Source organism: Pseudomonas argentinensis, from assembly GCF_001839655.2.
GTDB lineage: Bacteria > Pseudomonadota > Gammaproteobacteria > Pseudomonadales > Pseudomonadaceae > Aquipseudomonas > Aquipseudomonas argentinensis_B.
Window position 1 is genome coordinate 3,224,331 of sequence record NZ_CP056087.1, and the last position, 17,041, is coordinate 3,241,371.

Here is a 17,041-nt window from a genome sequence, read left to right on the forward strand (position 1 = left end):
GTCTTTTCATTCCATCAGATAGGCGAGTTTGTTGGTCAGCAACGGCACCGAGTCCTCGGTGAACAGCAGCAGCAGATCGAAGTGGATGTCGTGCCCTTCGATGCTGTAGCTCACCTCAACCGCCAGGGTCTTGCGCCAGCGCTGGCTGTTGATGCGAATCAGCTCGTCGATGGAGGCGTGCTCGCCGAGTATCTGCGGGTGACCCTGGGAGAAGCTCACGTCGAGCTGCTCGGCGATACCGCTCAGGCACGCGCCGATCAGGATGCTGGACATGTCCAGGAGCATTTCCATGGATGAATGGTTGTGCTGCTGCCACTGCATGAGCCTGGCCATGTCGGCCACTTCCGAATCATGGAAGATCAGCAGCGCCTCGCCGGCGATGCCCTCGCCGATATAGCCCTGACACACCGCGGTCAGGCCGTCGCCACGCTGGGCGTCGGCCAGAGCCATGTGCAGCTCGCTGACCTCGAGAATGTTGACGTTGGGAATCGGCAGTTGCACGAACACCCCGAGCACCCGGGCCAACAATGCGGCCGCTCGGCCCATGGCGACGTTGACCACTTCGCGGAAGGCGTCGCGAAACGACACCTTGGGTTCGGGCAGGGTCGTGGTGGTGGCCGCTGCCGCAACGCGCAGAAAGCCGAGTTGGTCCAGCGTCTGACGTAGCAACTCGGGGTCGGCGGGCTTTTTCAGGAAAGCCAGGGCGCCAAGTTCCTTGACGCGGCGAATCGCCTCCTCCTGCACGTCACCCGACACCACGATGACGTTTTGCGCGCGGCTCTCGGCCTTCAGCGCCGCGAGCACGCCGTAGCCATCGAGCACCGGCATGGTCAGATCGAGTAGCAAGAGATCGAAGTGGGCGGCGCGCAATTGCTCGAGCGCTTCTTCGCCGTTGGCGGCCTGGCTGACGGTTACCGGCCAGTCGGCAGGCAAGGCGCGCAGCAGCTGCTTGCGGGCCATGTTGGAGTCATCGCAGACGAGAAGAGATGCTGTGGGCATCGATACGCCTCAAGAGGTGGGCCTGATCCGCCTTGGGCTGCGGCGGGTGTACCGACAGCAACGCCTTCCCTGGTGCGTTACTGTCACTTATAGCAGAGCGCCAGCCCGTGTCGGGTGTTTTCTAGCGCGTTGATCGAGTTTCAAAGCAGACAAGGCGACCGAAGTCGCCTTGTCACTGCACCCGCTGTGGTCAGTAATACGCGTTCTCGCGATTGCTGTGGTCGGTCACGTCGCGCACGCCCTTGAGCTCCGGAATACGCTCGAGCAGGGTTTTCTCGATGCCCTCCTTGAGGGTCAGGTCGGCCTGGCCGCAGCCCTGGCAGCCGCCACCGAACTGCAGCACGGCAATGCCTTCGTCGACCACGTCGATCAGGGTGACCTGGCCGCCGTGGCTGGCCAGGCCCGGGTTGATCTCGGTCTGCAGGTAATAGTTGATGCGCTCGTTGAGCGGGCTGTCTTCGTTGACCATCGGCACCTTGGCGTTCGGCGCCTTGATGGTCAGCTGACCGCCCATGCGGTCGGTGGCGTAGTCGACCACGGCATCTTCGAGAAACGGCTCGCTGACGGCATCGATCCAGGCCGTGAAACTGGCCAGGCCGATGGCCTGGTCTTCCGGCTTCTGTTCGCCCGGCTTGCAATAGGCGATGCAGGTTTCCGCGTACTGGGTACCGGGCTGGGTGATGAAGACCCGGATACCGATTCCCGGCGTGTTCTGCTTGCTCAGCAGGTCGGCCAGGTAATCATGGGCGGTATCGGTAATGGTAATGGTGCTCATGGCAACTCCTCACGGTCATGGGCGAAGTGTACGGCAAATGACCACCTCGAATAAAGTCCTACCATTTTACTCAGGATAAGGCCTGTAGCTGGCCCTTGCCCGACCGCTCGTTGATCCAGGCCTTGGCCTGGACGAAAAAGCGCTTCTCGATCAACTCGTAGCTGCCCCACGAAGCCAGGGCGATCAGCGGCATGCAGGCGACGATGACCACATGGGGATTCAGATCCAGGCTGGCCTGCAGGTACCAGCCCAGGGACAGGATGATCACGTGCAGCAGATACACCGAATACGAGCAGTCGCCCATGCGCGCCAGCAGACGGTTGTCGTTGAACCACGGCTCCATGGCGATGCAGGCCGCGACGATCAGTGCGCTGGGCACCCCCCAGTGCAGCAGGCGCATGCTATTGTCGAAGTGGTAGATGGCCAGCAGCGAGCCGGCGATCACCAGCAACGGCAGCCACAGCCCCTGGCGGATCCAGCCGCGGCTGTAGACCATGCCCAGCAGCACGCCGAACAGGAACTCGTAGACGATGCTGTTGCGGTAGAAGTTGCTCAGCCAGGGCTGGGTGGCCAGCAGGCCGAAGATCATCAGCATCACCGCCACGAACACCAGGCGCAGGCGCTGGGGAACCACGAAGGCCAGGGCGAACAGCAGGTAGAAGAACATCTCGTAGTTGAGCGTCCAGCCGACGTTGAGCGTCGGGTACAGCCCGAAGCCTGCGGGATTTTCCGCGGGAATGAACAGCAGCGACAGCACCAGATGCTGCAGATCGAAGGCCTGGGTGGGCATTACCGGGTTGGCGAAGGCGATGATCAGCGCAGCGATCAGCGAATACAGCCAGTAGGCCGGCACGATGCGCAGGGCGCGGTTGAGCATGAAGCGCCACGGGGTGATGGTCTTGCCCTGGGTGGACAGGTAGATCACCAGGCCGCTGATGACGAAGAAGATATCGACGCCCACGGCGCCCTTGTCGGAAAAAAGATGGCCCATGAAACTCTCGGCCCTGAAATCGAAAAACACCTGCATGACATGGTGAAAGACCACAACCCAGGCTGCCAATGCCCGGAGCGCCTGCACTGAAATCAGCATAGAACCGCCACTCTCCCTCTCGTTGAAACCGGTACGGGGCAGCCCCTCAACGATCGACTGCCACAGCCTCCGACCGCAGTGGGGAAAGAAAGATCGGGTGAATTGGCCAAGCGCTGCGCCGAGGCCGCTGGCCCCAGTTCGCCATGCCAAGGGGGTCTTAACCGGCGCGAAGCGGCCTACAGGTTCTGGTAGCGGTTCATGTCCAGCACGCCGGCCTCCACCGGTTCATGCTCACGGATATGCGCGGTGAGGTCGTGGAAGTGCTGCCAGAACTGCGGATGGGTGCGGCGAATGCCCCAGCGCTCGACGATCTGCTCGAAGGCCGCGGCGTCGCGGGCCTGCTCCATGGCGGTCACGAAGTCCGGCACCTGGGCCGCCGGCATCGAGAACACGAAGTTCGGGTAGCTGCTCAGCACCTCGGGGTAAATCGTCAGGGTGTCGAGGCGCGGCTGGTAGCGCAGTTCCTCGCCGAGCATGAAGGCGACGTTGCTGTGCGCGCGATTGCGCAGCAGGCTGTAGACCTCGCGACGACCGCCCCCCTCGACCCGCAGCAGCGTGGCTTCCGGCAGTTGCTCGATCACCCTGAGTTGCGCGGCCGGCGTGGAGGCCAGGCGGCTCAGCGCCTGCTCCGCCTGACGCAATTCAGCTGGCAGGCCACCACGATGGCAGTGCTCATCGGTGCAGCGATTGATCGGATCGGGTCGGGCGTTGAGTGCAGCGAAGCGCTGCAGCAGTTGCTCGCCGAACTGGCGCTTCGGATCGTCATCAGCCAAGGACAAGCCGCTCGGGGTTTTCCGGTCCAGCGGGTAGTAATCCATCCACGCCTTGAGCTTGCCGCTGTACTGGTACCAGTGGCCAAAAATCGCCTTGCGCGAATCGGCCGGCATCAGGCGCAGGAAGTTCTGCTCGGCGCCATTGCGGATCAGGTCGAAGTACAGGCGTGTCTGCGCCTGGTGCGAGACGTTGCCGAACACGTCGAAGTTGACCACCAACTGGTAATAGGTGCGCTCGAGCAGCGGGTAGTCCATCCACCAGAGGGTCTGTGGGATCTCGCCCACCAGGCCTTTGCGTACCGAGGCGCTGTCGTGCTGGCGGAAGATCGACAGCAGCGCGTTGTCGTTGCCCCGCCAGATCTGCGACCACTCCGGTGCCGGCGCTTCGCCATACGCCTCGGTGCGTAGCGCCTCGTAGTCATTGCGCTTGTCGCGGTAGCTGCGCCACAGGCCCAGCAGATCGCCGATCTCGTCGAGCTGGCCGGGCATGGCCAGCAAAGGGGTGGCCGCGCCGCGGTAGGCCGGGTCGGTGATGTACAGGTCGTGCTGCGGGTCCTGGAAGAACACCCAGAAGTTGTCGCGAATCACGTCGGTGGCGATCTGCCCGCGGCACACCGGCCCGCGGATGAAAGTGCGCACGAAGTACTCGGCGTTGTCGAGCATGAACTGATAGCGCGCCTGGGCCGGAATCGCCTCGAACGCCAGGAATGGATTGGAGCGGTGCTGCACGCCGTAACCCGGCAGCGTAGTCACCTGCCAGTCGGTACCAAAGAACAGGGAACGCACATGCGCAAGCTTGGCGGCGCTGAGCGGATAGGTGATGTGAGTCTTGTGAACGATCACGCCCTGGACCGGCATCAGCCGATAATGGAAGGCCATACCCGGGTCGTCGTTGGGGCGCCGCGTGGCGATGATGTCCACTGGCTGCCCGCTCGGCGTGCGCGAGCGCACCAGCTGGAAGAAATGCCCGGCCTCGCCCCCTGCGAAATACAGGTGGGCGAGAAACAGGTGCTCGTAGAGCCAGCGGCTGACCAGCCTCTGTTCGTTGCCCGAGGCATTGAGAAAGCGCTCCCAGGCAGCGACCTGCCGGGCTTCGGCGGGGCCGGGCTGCAGCGGCTGCTCATCGACCGGCGCGCCCTGCTGCAGCCAGCGCTGCACGGTCTGGTAATCCTGCTCGGTGAGGCCGGTGACCGCGAACGGCATGCCGGCCATGGGGTTCTTGCCGGCGAAGTCGGCGAACTCGCCCGGTAGCGCGCACTGGTTGGCGCGCTCGATGCCGATGTCCAGATCCTTGGGCAGCTTGCTGTTGGGCGGCAGCGGCGTGGCGTGCCCCAGTTCGAGCATACGCGCCATCAGCGCCGCCTGGCCGCCCTGCTGCTCCAACACCGAATGAAAATCCTTGCGGCGCCAGGCCGGCGCACCGTGGGCATCCATGAACAACCGCGTGGTGGCCTGGGTATGGGTACGCGTGCCGTCGTACACGGGAGCCTTGCTGGCGCCGCGCTCGGTTCCCTCGCCGCTGCCCAGGTTGAGCTGGCACGGCGCGTCGTAGCAGGCGTGGCAGGCCACGCAGTTGTGCGTGAAGATCGGCTGGATATCGCGGCTGTAGGAAATGCCCTGTGCCATTGCCAGGGGGTTGATGAGGAGGTAGAGGGTCAACAGCAGCCGGCGGCACATGGAGCGAATTCCACGAATTTGGCGGCGCATTCTAGCCGTCTCGCCTGTGCCATCGCTATGCCTGCACCCGCGTTTGGGCACCGCCACAACATGAACATAATTCATGCACAAGTGCGCAGCGCAGAAATGGCCTCTGGGTTTGTTATCATTTGCAGTCTCGTCGTAGCCTCCCGTTCAGAGCCTTTTTTCATGCCCTTGTCAGATCGCAGCGCACGCCTCCAAGCACTTCAGCACGCCCTCAAGGAACGCATCCTGATCCTCGACGGCGGCATGGGCACCATGATCCAGAGCTACAAGCTCGAAGAAGCCGACTACCGCGGTGAGCGCTTCGCCGACTGGCCGAGCGACGTCAAGGGCAACAATGACCTGTTGCTGCTCACCCAGCCGCAGATCATCGCGGCAATCGAGAAGGCCTATCTGGATGCCGGCGCCGACATCCTGGAAACCAACACCTTCAACGCTACCCAGGTGTCCCAGGCCGATTACGACATGGAGTCGATCGTCTACGAACTGAACGTCGCCGGCGCCCGCGTGGCCCGTGAAGTGGCCGATGCCAAGACCCTGGAAACCCCGGACCGCCCGCGCTTCGTCGCCGGCGTGCTTGGCCCGACCAGCCGCACCTGCTCGATCTCCCCGGACGTCAATGACCCCGGTTACCGCAACGTCACCTTCGACGAACTGGTGGACAATTACACCGAAGCGACCCGCGGCCTGATCGAAGGCGGTGCCGACCTGATCCTCATCGAGACCATCTTCGATACCTTGAATGCCAAGGCGGCGATCTTCGCCGTGCAGCAGGTGTTCGACGAGGACGGCGTCGAACTGCCGATCATGATCTCCGGCACCATTACCGATGCCTCCGGCCGCACCCTGTCTGGCCAGACCACCGAAGCCTTCTGGAACTCGGTGGCCCACGCCAAGCCGATTTCCGTGGGCCTGAACTGCGCCCTCGGTGCCAAGGAGCTGCGCCCTTACCTGGCCGAACTGGCGGCCAAGGCCGGCACCCACGTGTCGGCGCATCCCAACGCCGGCCTGCCCAATGCCTTTGGTGAATACGACGAAACCCCGGCGCAGATGGCCGAGGTGGTCGAGGAGTTCGCCGCGTCGGGCCTGCTGAACATCATCGGTGGTTGCTGCGGCACCACGCCGGGCCACATCCAGGCCATTGCCGAAGCGGTCGCCAAGTACTCGCCGCGCCCGATTCCGGACATCCCCAAGGCCTGCCGCCTGTCGGGCCTGGAGCCCTTCACCATCGACCGCCAGTCATTGTTCGTCAACGTCGGCGAGCGCACCAACATCACCGGCTCGGCCAAGTTCGCCCGGCTGATCCGCGAAGAAAACTACACCGAGGCCCTGGAAGTCGCCCTGCAGCAGGTGGAAGCCGGCGCCCAGGTGATCGACATCAACATGGACGAAGGGATGCTCGACTCGAAAGCCGCCATGGTCAGGTTCCTCAACCTGATCGCTGGCGAGCCGGATATTTCCCGCGTGCCGATCATGATCGACTCCTCCAAGTGGGAGGTGATCGAGGCCGGCCTCAAGTGCATCCAGGGCAAGGGCATCGTCAACTCGATCTCCATGAAAGAAGGCGTCGAGCAGTTCAAGCACCACGCCAAGTTGTGCAAGCGCTACGGCGCCGCGGTGGTGGTGATGGCCTTCGACGAGGCCGGCCAGGCCGATACCGCCGCACGCAAGAAGGAAATCTGCCAGCGCAGCTACGACATTCTGGTGGGCGAAGTGGGCTTCCCGCCGGAAGACATCATCTTCGACCCGAACATCTTCGCCGTGGCCACCGGTATCGAGGAACACAACAACTACGCGGTGGACTTCATCGAAGCCTGCGCTTTCATCCGCGATAACTTGCCCTACGCGCTGAGCTCGGGTGGCGTGTCCAACGTGTCGTTCTCGTTCCGCGGCAACAACCCGGTGCGCGAAGCGATCCACTCGGTATTCCTCTACTACGCCATCCAGAACGGCCTCTCCATGGGCATCGTCAACGCCGGCCAGCTGGAGATCTACGACGAGATCCCCAAGGAGCTGCGCGACGCGGTCGAGGACGTGGTGCTCAACCGTAACGAAGGCGCTACCGAGGCCCTGCTGGCCATCGCCGACAAGTACAAGGGCGACGGCGCCGCCAAGGAAGTCGAGAACGAGCAATGGCGCTCCCTGCCGGTCGACAAGCGCCTGGAACACGCGCTGGTCAAGGGCATTACCGCCTTTATCGTCGAGGACACCGAGGAGTGCCGCCAGCAATGCGCACGGCCCATCGAGGTCATCGAAGGCCCGTTGATGAGCGGTATGAACGTGGTCGGCGACCTGTTCGGCTCGGGCAAGATGTTCCTGCCACAGGTGGTCAAGTCCGCCCGGGTGATGAAGCAGGCCGTGGCCCACCTGATCCCCTTTATCGAAGCCGAGAAAGGCGACAAGCCGCAAGCCAAGGGCAAGATCCTCATGGCCACCGTGAAAGGCGACGTGCACGACATCGGCAAGAACATCGTCGGCGTGGTGCTGGGCTGTAACGGCTACGACATCGTCGACCTGGGTGTAATGGTGCCGGCCGAGAAGATCCTGCAGACCGCCATCGCCGAGAAGTGCGACATCATCGGCCTGTCCGGGCTGATCACCCCGTCGCTGGACGAGATGGTTCACGTCGCCAAGGAAATGCAGCGCCAGGGCTTTACCCTGCCCCTGATGATCGGCGGCGCGACCACCTCCAAGGCCCATACGGCGGTGAAGATCGATCCGCAGTACAAGAATGATGCGGTGATCTACGTGACCGATGCCTCGCGCGCGGTAGGCGTGGCCACCCAACTGCTGTCCAAGGAGCTCAAGCCCGATTTCGTGCAGCGCACCCGCGACGACTACGTGGTGGTGCGCGAGCGCACCTCGGCCCGGGCTACCCGTACCGAGCGCCTGAGCTACGCCAACGCCGTCGCCAACAAGCCGAAGTTCGACTGGGCGAGCTATACCGCGCCGCAGCCGAGCTTTACCGGCGTGAAGGTGCTGGAAGATATCGACCTCAACGTACTGGCCGAGTACATCGACTGGACGCCCTTCTTCATCTCCTGGGACCTGGCCGGCAAATACCCGCGCATCCTCAGCGACGAAGTGGTCGGCGAAGCGGCCACCAACCTGTTCAACGACGCCAAGGTGATCCTGCGCAAGCTGATCGACGAGAAGCTGATCAAGGCCCGCGCGGTATTTGGTTTCTGGCCTGCCAATCAGGTGCGTGACGACGATATCGAGGTGTACGGGGAAAACGGTGAACAGCTCGCCACCCTTCACCATCTGCGTCAGCAGACCATCAAGCCGGACGGCAAACCGAACCTGTCCCTGGCCGACTTCGTCGCGCCGAAGCAAAGCGGTATTACGGATTATGTGGGTGGCTTTATCACCACCGCCGGCATCGGCGCCGAGGAAGTGGCCAAGGCCTACGAGGCCAAGGGCGACGACTACAACGCGATCATGGTCAAGGCCCTGGCCGACCGTCTTGCCGAAGCCTGCGCCGAATGGCTGCACGAGCGCGTGCGCAAGGAGCACTGGGGCTACGCGGCGGACGAGCAACTGGACAACGAGGCGCTGATCCGCGAGCAGTACAAGGGCATCCGCCCGGCCCCCGGCTACCCGGCCTGCCCGGATCACACCGAGAAAGGCACGCTGTTCAAACTGCTCGACCCCGAGGCCGACTACAACAAGGCCGGCCAGAGCGGCGTTTTCCTGACCGAGCACTACGCCATGTTCCCGGCGGCAGCGGTGTCCGGCTGGTATTTCGCCCACCCCGAGGCGCAATACTTCGCCGTGGGCAAGGTCGACAAGGATCAGATCGAGCGCTACACCGAGCGCAAGGCGCAGGACATCGCCGTCAGCGAACGCTGGCTGGCGCCCAACCTGGGGTATGACGAATGAGTGAGCAACCCTATCTGCTCGACGGGCTGGAAACCGCCGATATGCTGGTCATCGACGGCCTGCACGCCTTCGACTTCCAGCTCGACGACGCGCTGCTCGACCAGGCCGACGCGGCCGCCGAAGCGGATCAGCCGTTTGCCAGCGAAGCCGTGGTGCTGTCCATCGAGGCCCAGGACGGCCGCGAACGCAGACGCTGGCAGTTCAGCTACAACGCGGTGATGGAGGCTGAATACGAAGCTGGCGACGACAGCTGGTTGATCGACGGCCACCGGCTGGTTTGCCTGGGCGCGATCAGCGCTGAAGCCGACTGACTACGCACGCGTCGAAGCAACACTTGCCGGCAAATCCGCTTAGCGAAAAAGCCAGCGGCGGCAGCACTCATGACAGGTGCGACGACGAACGCCTGACGATCTTGATCGAGTGCTTGAGGGTCGGCTTGCGCGTCACGCTGATCGCCTTGCGGGTCACGGTGTCGAGGGTGATGTTCCAGAACCCGCTGCTGGGTACGGTGATCTTGGCCGGGAACTTGTCGAAGGCGCCGCCGTGATAGGTGTGACGGCCGCCATTCTTGAAACTGCGAAAGTTCGCATCGTTCATCAGACGGATATTGCAGGGTTGCGAGCATTCGATGATGACCAGGTCATCCTCGTTGAGGTGCTCGCGCTGGTGGATGTACTTCATCAAGCGCTCCTAAGGGTTTCAGGGCGCTAGCATGACTCACCAGCCGTCCGACAGCAAAGCCCGCGACCGATCCAGCCCCAGATAACTGGCCAAAATACGCTGCCAGCTGCCGTCACGGCGCATGTCGGCGAAGGCGGCCGTCATTTGCCGAGATAAGGTCTGAGCGCCCTCAAGCTTGAGGCTCCCGGCGATATGGCTGCGGGTATTGCTCAGTGGCTTGCCGAACCGCAGCGGTGTCTGGGCGTTTATCTCATGCCAGAGATACAACGCCCGCAGGTCGATCTCATACCAGGCCACCACCCGGCCGCTGTGCAACAACTCGGCCGCCTGTTGCGGATCGGTGACCTCCACCACCCGCTGATCGCCGGTGCGAATTCGTTTGATTTCATCGGCACGGGAGGTACCGGCCATTACCGCCACTGGCCCGGCTCGCAGAGCATCGCCCAGGCTGTCGAAGGTACGATCGAGGCTGACCAGTACATAGGGTGTGGGCAGCACGTCGAGCAGCCAGACGAATTCCACCTCGCGCTCGGGGGTACGCCCCAGGTTGAGCACGATGCCATGGGGGTCGCCTTCGGCTTCACTCAGCACCCGGCGCCACGGCACGCTGCGAAACACGCATTGCTGCGCGGTGCGCGCACAAAGCTCATGCATCAGCTCACCGAACAGTCCGGCACGCTTGGCAGCGCCATCGGCAAACGGCATCTGCCCCTGCCCGACATAGACGTTCAGCGGCTCGCCCTGAACGCCGCCAACGTCACCCAGGGCGAGCGCCAGCACCAGCGTGCAGGCGGCGCGACGACCACGGGCCATGACCTCATTTATGCACACGCGCCAATTCCATTCCGATCGCAGAAGACAAGACGAGATGCAGTGTGCATCAGCGCCCGGCAAATGCCTATCAGCCCAGTGCGGTATCCAAGAACATCATCACCGCGAAACCTCCCATCAACCCCAGGGTCGCGGATGTCTGGTGACCATTGCGGTGGGTCTCGGGGATGATCTCGTGGGAAACCACGAACAGCATGGCACCGGCTGCCAGGCCCAGGCCGATGGGATAGGCCAGCGCGTAGCTGCTGGACATGCCCACGCCCACTAGCGCCCCCAGGGGCTCCATCAACCCGCTGGCTGCGGCGATCAATGCCGCGCGCAATGCCGTTATACCGATGGTGCGCAGCGCCAGGGCAACGGCGAGGCCCTCGGGAATGTCCTGAATGGCAATGGCGCTGGCCAGGGGAATGCCGACCTGCATGTCATCGGCTGCGAAACCGACACCGATGGCCATGCCTTCAGGAAGGTTATGCAGGGTGATGGCGAACACGAACAGCCACACGCGGCTCAGCCGGCTGCTGTGCGGCCCCTGGGCGCCAGCACTTTCGTGCTCGTGAGGGGTGAAATGATCGAGCCCCAACATCAGCAGCACGCCCAGGGCGAGCCCGATCACCACCGTCGCGGCGCCCCGCATGCCGCTACCGGTCAGGTTCTCGGCAGCTTCCAGGCCGGGAAGGATCAGGGAAAAGGAACTCGCAGCCAACATCATGCCCGCCGCGAATCCCAGCATGCTGTCCTGGGTCTTGACGCTGATACTCCCCAACGCCAGGGCCGCGATAGCACCCAGGGTGGTTGCCGCAAAACCGGCCCCGCCACCATACAGGGCATGGCGGATGCGCTCCGGATGGCCGTCATCGAATATGTTGAACAGGCTGCTGACCAGCAGCCATACCACGACCAGCACGGCAACGCCCAGGCCAGCCGCTACCCAGGGCGACTCACGCACCTGGGACATCCATGCCTGCAGGAAGCCGTTGCGCTCGGAAAGCGTTTGCATAGAACCTCTTTGATCGACCCCGAAAATAGGCGGCGCCAACGGGCCGCCTGTCTAGGGTCTGTTGACGTTTCAACGCGAGCCGCGTTGCCGCGAGAATTCTCGCCAGGCCGGGCGGCGATCCGCTAGGCGGAGGACGCAGGCAATGGTTATTCCCCTGCCAAGTCCTTCAACAACGCATGGCGAGATTTCTCGCGCAACCCGACGGGCTCCGGCGCGGCCGTGCGTGAAACGTCAACAGACCCTAATGCGACAAGCAGATTATCGCCCGCGTTTCACCTCCGTGCTGCGCGGTCTTCGCATTCTGGTAAAGCACTACCCAACGGCATGACGGTGCGGATGATTCTCAGTCGTTCGCACCCTTTGCGCCCGGCCGTGAAAAGCATGCACAACGATTCACCGACACAGTTATGCATGCTTTCTGGCTTAGCACCAAAAGTTCTTTTCTTATATTCAAACATCACTTTTGCGCATAAACCTGAACTGGTATCGTGCCCCGGCTCCGCACCAGGAGTGCGCGGCCGTGCGCGCAGATTTGCTGTAACAGGTCATCGAAGCAGTGTGAGTGACGGCTTGCCAGGGCCATTCAGCCGACGAAGACCATTCGCCTGCTGATCCAAGCCGCACTGTCGCGCCGCAATGGTTTTTCATCGATCTGGCAAGCAGCCTGATAACAGGATTCCCATGTACGTATACGACCAGTACGACCAGAAAATCGTCGAGGACCGCGTCAAGCAGTTCCGCGATCAAACCCGCCGGTATCTCAGTGGCGAACTGAGCGGCGAAGAATTCCGTCCGCTGCGGCTGCAGAACGGTCTGTACATCCAGCGTTTCGCGCCCATGCTGCGCATTGCCGTCCCGTACGGCCTGCTCTCCTCCACCCAGGTCCGCAAGCTGGCGCAGATCGCCCGCGACTACGACAAGGGTTACGCGCATATCAGCACCCGTCAGAACGTGCAGTTCAACTGGCCTGAACTGGAAGACGTGCCGGAGATTCTCGCCGAGCTGGCCACCGTGCAGATGCACGCCATCCAGACCAGCGGCAACTGCATCCGCAACACCACCACCGACCAGTTCGCCGGCGTCGCCAAGGACGAAATCGTAGATCCGCGCCCCTGGTGCGAGATCATCCGCCAATGGTCGACCTTCCATCCCGAGTTCAGCCACCTGCCGCGCAAGTTCAAGATTGCCGTCAACGGTGCCACCAGTGACCGCGCGGCCATCGAAGTGCACGACATCGGCCTGGAAGCGGTGAAGAACGCCGCCGGTGAGCTGGGTTTCCGCGTCGCCGTGGGTGGCGGCCTGGGCCGTACGCCGATCGTCGGCAGCTTCATCAACGAGTTTCTGCCCTGGCGGCACCTGATTTCCTATCTCGACGCCATCCTGCGTGTGTACAACCGCTATGGCCGTCGCGACAACAAGTACAAGGCGCGTATCAAGATCCTCGTCAAGGCGCTGACCCCGGAAGTGTTCGCCGAGCGCGTGAACGCCGAATGGGCGCACCTCAAGGATGGCCCGACCACCCTGACCGAAGCCGAAGTGGCCCGCGTTGCCGCGCATTTCGTCGACCCCGCCTACCAGGCGTTGCAGGATCAGGACGTGCAGCTGGCCAAGCTCGATGCCGAGCACCCGGGCTTTGCCCGCTGGCGACAGCGCAACACCTTCGCCCACAAGAAGCCGGGTTACGTGGCCGTCACCCTGTCGCTCAAGCCGACCGGCGTCGCCCCGGGCGACGTCACCGACAAGCAGCTCGACGCCATCGCCGACCTGGCCGATCGCTACAGCTTCGGCGAAGTGCGCAACAGCCATAACCAGAACATCATCCTCGCCGACGTCGAACAGGCACAGCTGTTCACCCTGTGGGGCGAACTGCGCGACAAGGGCTTCGCCACGCCGAACGTTGGCCTGCTCACCGATATCATCTGCTGCCCGGGTGGCGATTTCTGTTCCCTGGCCAACGCCAAGTCGATTCCGGTGGCCGAAGCCATCCAGCGCCGCTTCGACAATCTCGACTACCTGTTCGACATCGGCGACATCGATTTGAACATCTCCGGCTGCATGAACGCCTGTGGTCACCACCATGTGGGCCATATCGGCATTCTCGGCGTGGACAAGAAAGGTCAGGAGTTCTATCAGGTGTCCCTCGGCGGTAGCGCCGGCCGTGATGCCAGCCTGGCGCAGATCCTCGGCCCGTCCTTCGCCCAGGACGACATGCCGGACGTGATCGACAAGATCGTCAACGTCTACGTCGAGCAGCGCACCGAAGAAGAAACCTTCATCGACACCTTCCGCCGTATCGGTGTTGCCCCGTTCAAGGAGCGCGTATATGCAGCGAATCATTAAGAACGGCCAGATCGTCGACGAAAGCTGGCACCTGCTGCCCAAGGAAACCGCCTTCGAAGAGCTGTCCAACTGCGACGACCTGATCGTGCCGCTGAACCTGTGGCTCGAGCACGGCCACGCCCTCAAGGCCCGCGATGGTGGCCTGGGCGTGTGGCTGGACGCCGAGGAAGAAATCGAATCGATCGTCGATTCCCTGGACGCCTTCCAGGTCATCGCTCTGAACTTCCCGGCGTTCACCGACGGCCGTCACTCGTCCTCCGCCTACCTGCTGCGCACCCGCTACGGCTTCAAGGGCGAGCTGCGCGCCATCGGCGACGTGCTGCGTGACCAGCTGTGGGCACTCAAGCGTTGCGGCTTCGACGCTTTCGCCCTGCGCGAAGACAAGGACGCCGAAGACGCCCTGAAAGCCTTCGAGGAGTTTTCCGAGGTCTACCAGGCCTCCGCCGACCAGCCGCAGCCGCTGTTCAGGCGCCGCGCCTGAAACTAGAAAACCCGCCAGATGGCGGGTTTTTTAATGGTCGCGTATTGAGCCTCGGCAGCGTAGGGCGAACCGGAAAGCCGGCCGCTCGTAGCGAATCGAACAGTCCGCCACCCTGAGGCCACCCTCCTCCAGAGGCATGCTGCCAGGCTGTCACGGCGTACTGTCTTCGGCGAGTACGCCCTACCGCAAGTACAAATTCGCCCCATCAATGACCAAGCCGTCGGAAGGCGCCTCCCGGCGAGTTTCAAGCCTCAGTCGAGCCTGACCAACACCCGCCCCGTCTGCTCGCCTTGCAGGATGCGCTCGATGGCCGCCGGCAACTCGCTCAACCCGACCTCGGTGGCCAGTGTTTCCAGCTTCGGCAGTTTCCACTGCAGCGACAGCTTGTCCCACATCGAGGCCTTGACCACCAGGGGCAGCTCGACCGAGTCGACGCCCAGCAGGTTGACGCCGCGCAGGATAAACGGCAACACGCTGGCCTGGAAATCGGCCCCGGCGGTCAGCCCGCAACAGGCCACGCTGCCACCGTAGCGGGTGGCCTTGAGCACGTTGAACAGGATATCGCCGCCCACCGTATCCACCGCACCGCTCCATTGCTCGCGCAGCAGCGGCCGGTCCGTGCCGCTCTGCAGTTCCAGCCGTGGCACCACCTGGGAAGCGCCCAGGCGCGTGAGCATGTCGCTCTGCTGGGCCTTGCCCGTGGCGGCGCTCACCTGATAACCCAGGGTGCTGAGCAGCAGCACCGCGACGCTGCCCACGCCGCCGCTGGCACCGGTGACCAGTACCGGGCCGTTCTGCGGCTCAACGCCAGCCTGTTCCAGCTTGTCGACGCACAGCGCCGCGGTCAGGCCTGCGGTGCCGAGAATCATCGCCTCGCGCAGGGACAGCCCTTGCGGGCGCTTGATCGCCCAGCCGGCGGGAACCCGAATGTACTGGCCAAAGCCACCGGCGGTATTCATGCCCAGGTCGTAGCCGGTGACGATCACTTCATCGCCTTCGGCGAATTCGGCGGCGCTGGAGTGCACCACCACACCGGCGGCATCGATCCCCGGCGTATGCGGATAGTGCTTGCTGACGCCGCGCTGGCCGGTGGCGGACAGCGCGTCCTTGAAGTTCAGCGATGAATAGCGAACGCGGATCAACAGCTCGCCCGCGGGCAAGTCGGCCACGTCGCGCTCGACGACTTGCAGGCCGAAATGGCCACTGGTGTCGGGCGCAGCTTGCAGGGCAGTGAAATTCGTCATCCAGACCTCCTTGATCCGCTCGCGCGGAGGGTGCGGGTTACCAGAAGCGTTGCTGGCTCAGACGGCCCAGCCAGGTCAGGGCAAAACGGTCCAGCGCTACGCTGGCAGCCAGGCCGACACGCTCCTGCAGGGATTTCTTCTGCACATAGTGCAGCTGGTACAGATCGGCCTCGCGAGCGCGCTCGGCCAGGTATTCGTCGCTGGTCTTCAGCTCATCGACCAACTGTTTTTCCAGGGCCGCCATGCCCAGCCAGACTTCGCCGGTGGCGATCTCGTCGATCTCCAGCTGCGGGCGGTAGCGGGCCACGAAGTTCTTGAACAGCTCGTGGGTGGTTTCCAAGTCTTCCTGGAATTTCTCCCGGCCCTTCTCGGTGTTCTCGCCGAACACCGTCAGGGTGCGCTTGTATTCACCGGCGGTCAGTACCTCGAAGTCGATGTCGTGCTTCTTCAGCAGGCGGTTGACGTTGGGCAACTGGGCGACCACGCCGATGGAGCCCAGGATGGCGAACGGCGCGGAAATGATCTTCTCGCCGATGCAGGCCATCATGTAGCCGCCGCTGGCGGCGACCTTGTCGATGCACACGGTCAGCGGCACGCCAGCCTGGCGAATGCGTGCCAGTTGCGACGAAGCCAGGCCGTAGCTGTGCACCATGCCACCGCCGCTTTCCAGGCGCAGCACCACTTCGTCCTGGGGCGTGGCGAGGCTCAGCAGCGCGGTGATCTCGTGGCGCAGGCCATCGGTGGCCGAAGCCTTGATGTCGCCGTCGAAGTCGAGCACGTAGACCCGCGACTTCTGTTGTGGCTGCTTCTTCGCGGCCTTGGCAGCCTTGGTTTCTTCCTTGCTCAGCGCCTTCAACTGATCCTTGTCGAGAATCGATTGCTCGAGACGCTGGCGCAGCGCCTTGTAGAAATCATTGAGTTTGGTGACCTGCAACTGGCCGCCACCGCGACGCCCGCGGCTGCGCAGTACGGCAAGCGCCACCAGCACGACCAGAATGGCCACCACGAGCGTCACCGTCTTGGCCAGAAACCCTGCGTAATCAGCAAGAAACTCCACACACTTCCCCTTATCCAATCGACGGCCTCGCGCAGAGGCCCGCAGCGTCCAGCATACCGGCGGCGCCAGGCAGCCACCAGCGGCAGCAGCGGCTTTGCAGCGCCCGCCAGGCGATTCAAACAAACGTATGATTTTTCGTTGACAGCCTCCGCCCATCCCTCCTACCCTCGCCTCACATTCAAGGTTCCCG

Annotated in this window: 13 protein-coding genes; 4 read left to right on the top strand and 9 right to left on the bottom strand. The window is 63.2% G+C overall.

What is annotated here, in order from left to right:
* Window positions 1-6: 6 nt before the first annotated feature.
* From SA190iCDA_RS14300 to SA190iCDA_RS14315, 4 genes are all read right to left on the bottom strand, one after another.
* The gene (locus tag SA190iCDA_RS14300) at window positions 7-999 is read right to left on the bottom strand and encodes a response regulator (RefSeq protein ID WP_070887444.1); all 993 of its coding nucleotides are present in this window, start codon (window positions 997-999) and stop codon (window positions 7-9) included.
* A gap of 190 nt (window positions 1,000-1,189) precedes the next feature.
* Window positions 1,190-1,774 (bottom strand): Fe-S biogenesis protein NfuA, encoded by a 585-nt coding sequence (gene nfuA, locus SA190iCDA_RS14305; protein WP_070887445.1) that lies wholly within the window; start codon window positions 1,772-1,774, stop codon window positions 1,190-1,192.
* Between the two features lie 70 nt (window positions 1,775-1,844).
* Window positions 1,845-2,864 (bottom strand): acyltransferase family protein, encoded by a 1,020-nt coding sequence (locus SA190iCDA_RS14310; RefSeq protein ID WP_070887446.1) that lies wholly within the window; start codon window positions 2,862-2,864, stop codon window positions 1,845-1,847.
* A gap of 176 nt (window positions 2,865-3,040) precedes the next feature.
* A complete protein-coding gene (locus tag SA190iCDA_RS14315) occupies window positions 3,041-5,314 on the bottom strand; it encodes a fatty acid cis/trans isomerase (RefSeq protein ID WP_070887447.1) in 2,274 nt (757 codons plus the stop codon).
* 189 nt (window positions 5,315-5,503) lie between these two features.
* Between SA190iCDA_RS14315 and metH the strand changes: the two genes are divergently transcribed.
* Together metH and SA190iCDA_RS14325 are read left to right on the top strand one after the other, a co-directional pair.
* Window positions 5,504-9,220 (top strand): methionine synthase, encoded by a 3,717-nt coding sequence (gene metH, locus SA190iCDA_RS14320; protein ID WP_170833979.1) that lies wholly within the window; start codon window positions 5,504-5,506, stop codon window positions 9,218-9,220.
* A complete protein-coding gene (locus SA190iCDA_RS14325; RefSeq protein WP_070887448.1) occupies window positions 9,217-9,531 on the top strand; it encodes a DUF5629 family protein in 315 nt (104 codons plus the stop codon). The genes metH and SA190iCDA_RS14325 overlap by 4 nt, the downstream gene beginning before the upstream one ends.
* A gap of 67 nt (window positions 9,532-9,598) precedes the next feature.
* On the opposite strand, the gene SA190iCDA_RS14330 is transcribed toward SA190iCDA_RS14325, so the two are convergent.
* From SA190iCDA_RS14330 to SA190iCDA_RS14340, 3 genes are all read right to left on the bottom strand, one after another.
* Entirely contained in the window at window positions 9,599-9,901 is a 303-nt protein-coding gene (locus SA190iCDA_RS14330) for a DUF1883 domain-containing protein (protein ID WP_070887449.1), read from the bottom strand.
* Between the two features lie 36 nt (window positions 9,902-9,937).
* Complete coding sequence (locus SA190iCDA_RS14335) at window positions 9,938-10,732, bottom strand: substrate-binding periplasmic protein (protein WP_236100863.1); 795 nt, start codon at window positions 10,730-10,732, stop codon at window positions 9,938-9,940.
* 70 nt (window positions 10,733-10,802) lie between these two features.
* Entirely contained in the window at window positions 10,803-11,729 is a 927-nt protein-coding gene (locus tag SA190iCDA_RS14340; protein WP_070887451.1) for a ZIP family metal transporter, read from the bottom strand.
* A gap of 681 nt (window positions 11,730-12,410) precedes the next feature.
* On the opposite strand from SA190iCDA_RS14340, the gene SA190iCDA_RS14345 reads away from it, so the two are divergent.
* Window positions 12,411-14,069, top strand: a complete 1,659-nt coding sequence (locus tag SA190iCDA_RS14345; protein WP_070887452.1) for a nitrite/sulfite reductase — start codon at window positions 12,411-12,413, stop codon at window positions 14,067-14,069.
* Window positions 14,053-14,550, top strand: coding sequence for a DUF934 domain-containing protein (locus tag SA190iCDA_RS14350; protein ID WP_013791370.1), 498 nt, complete (start codon window positions 14,053-14,055; stop codon window positions 14,548-14,550). The genes SA190iCDA_RS14345 and SA190iCDA_RS14350 overlap by 17 nt, the downstream gene beginning before the upstream one ends.
* 251 nt (window positions 14,551-14,801) lie before the next feature.
* Here SA190iCDA_RS14350 and SA190iCDA_RS14355 read toward each other — a convergent pair whose 3' ends face one another.
* On the bottom strand, window positions 14,802-15,794 hold the full coding sequence (locus tag SA190iCDA_RS14355) for a YhdH/YhfP family quinone oxidoreductase (protein WP_070887453.1): 993 nt from the start codon (window positions 15,792-15,794) through the stop codon (window positions 14,802-14,804).
* 37 nt (window positions 15,795-15,831) lie between these two features.
* The gene (gene sohB / locus SA190iCDA_RS14360; protein ID WP_070887454.1) at window positions 15,832-16,851 is read right to left on the bottom strand and encodes a protease SohB; all 1,020 of its coding nucleotides are present in this window, start codon (window positions 16,849-16,851) and stop codon (window positions 15,832-15,834) included.
* Window positions 16,852-17,041: the final 190 nt, after the last annotated feature.

What these genes read in the sequence shown, in the direction of transcription:
- SA190iCDA_RS14300 (WP_070887444.1), bottom strand. Translation starts at nt 999, where the DNA reads ATGCCCACAGCATCTCTTCTCGTCTGCGATGACTCCAACATGGCCCGC.
- nfuA (WP_070887445.1), bottom strand. Translation starts at nt 1,774, where the DNA reads ATGAGCACCATTACCATTACCGATACCGCCCATGATTACCTGGCCGAC.
- SA190iCDA_RS14310 (WP_070887446.1), bottom strand. Translation starts at nt 2,864, where the DNA reads ATGCTGATTTCAGTGCAGGCGCTCCGGGCATTGGCAGCCTGGGTTGTG.
- SA190iCDA_RS14315 (WP_070887447.1), bottom strand. Translation starts at nt 5,314, where the DNA reads ATGTGCCGCCGGCTGCTGTTGACCCTCTACCTCCTCATCAACCCCCTG.
- metH (WP_170833979.1), top strand. Translation starts at nt 5,504, where the DNA reads ATGCCCTTGTCAGATCGCAGCGCACGCCTCCAAGCACTTCAGCACGCC.
- SA190iCDA_RS14325 (WP_070887448.1), top strand. Translation starts at nt 9,217, where the DNA reads ATGAGTGAGCAACCCTATCTGCTCGACGGGCTGGAAACCGCCGATATG.
- SA190iCDA_RS14330 (WP_070887449.1), bottom strand. Translation starts at nt 9,901, where the DNA reads ATGAAGTACATCCACCAGCGCGAGCACCTCAACGAGGATGACCTGGTC.
- SA190iCDA_RS14340 (WP_070887451.1), bottom strand. Translation starts at nt 11,729, where the DNA reads ATGCAAACGCTTTCCGAGCGCAACGGCTTCCTGCAGGCATGGATGTCC.
- SA190iCDA_RS14345 (WP_070887452.1), top strand. Translation starts at nt 12,411, where the DNA reads ATGTACGTATACGACCAGTACGACCAGAAAATCGTCGAGGACCGCGTC.
- SA190iCDA_RS14350 (WP_013791370.1), top strand. Translation starts at nt 14,053, where the DNA reads ATGCAGCGAATCATTAAGAACGGCCAGATCGTCGACGAAAGCTGGCAC.
- SA190iCDA_RS14355 (WP_070887453.1), bottom strand. Translation starts at nt 15,794, where the DNA reads ATGACGAATTTCACTGCCCTGCAAGCTGCGCCCGACACCAGTGGCCAT.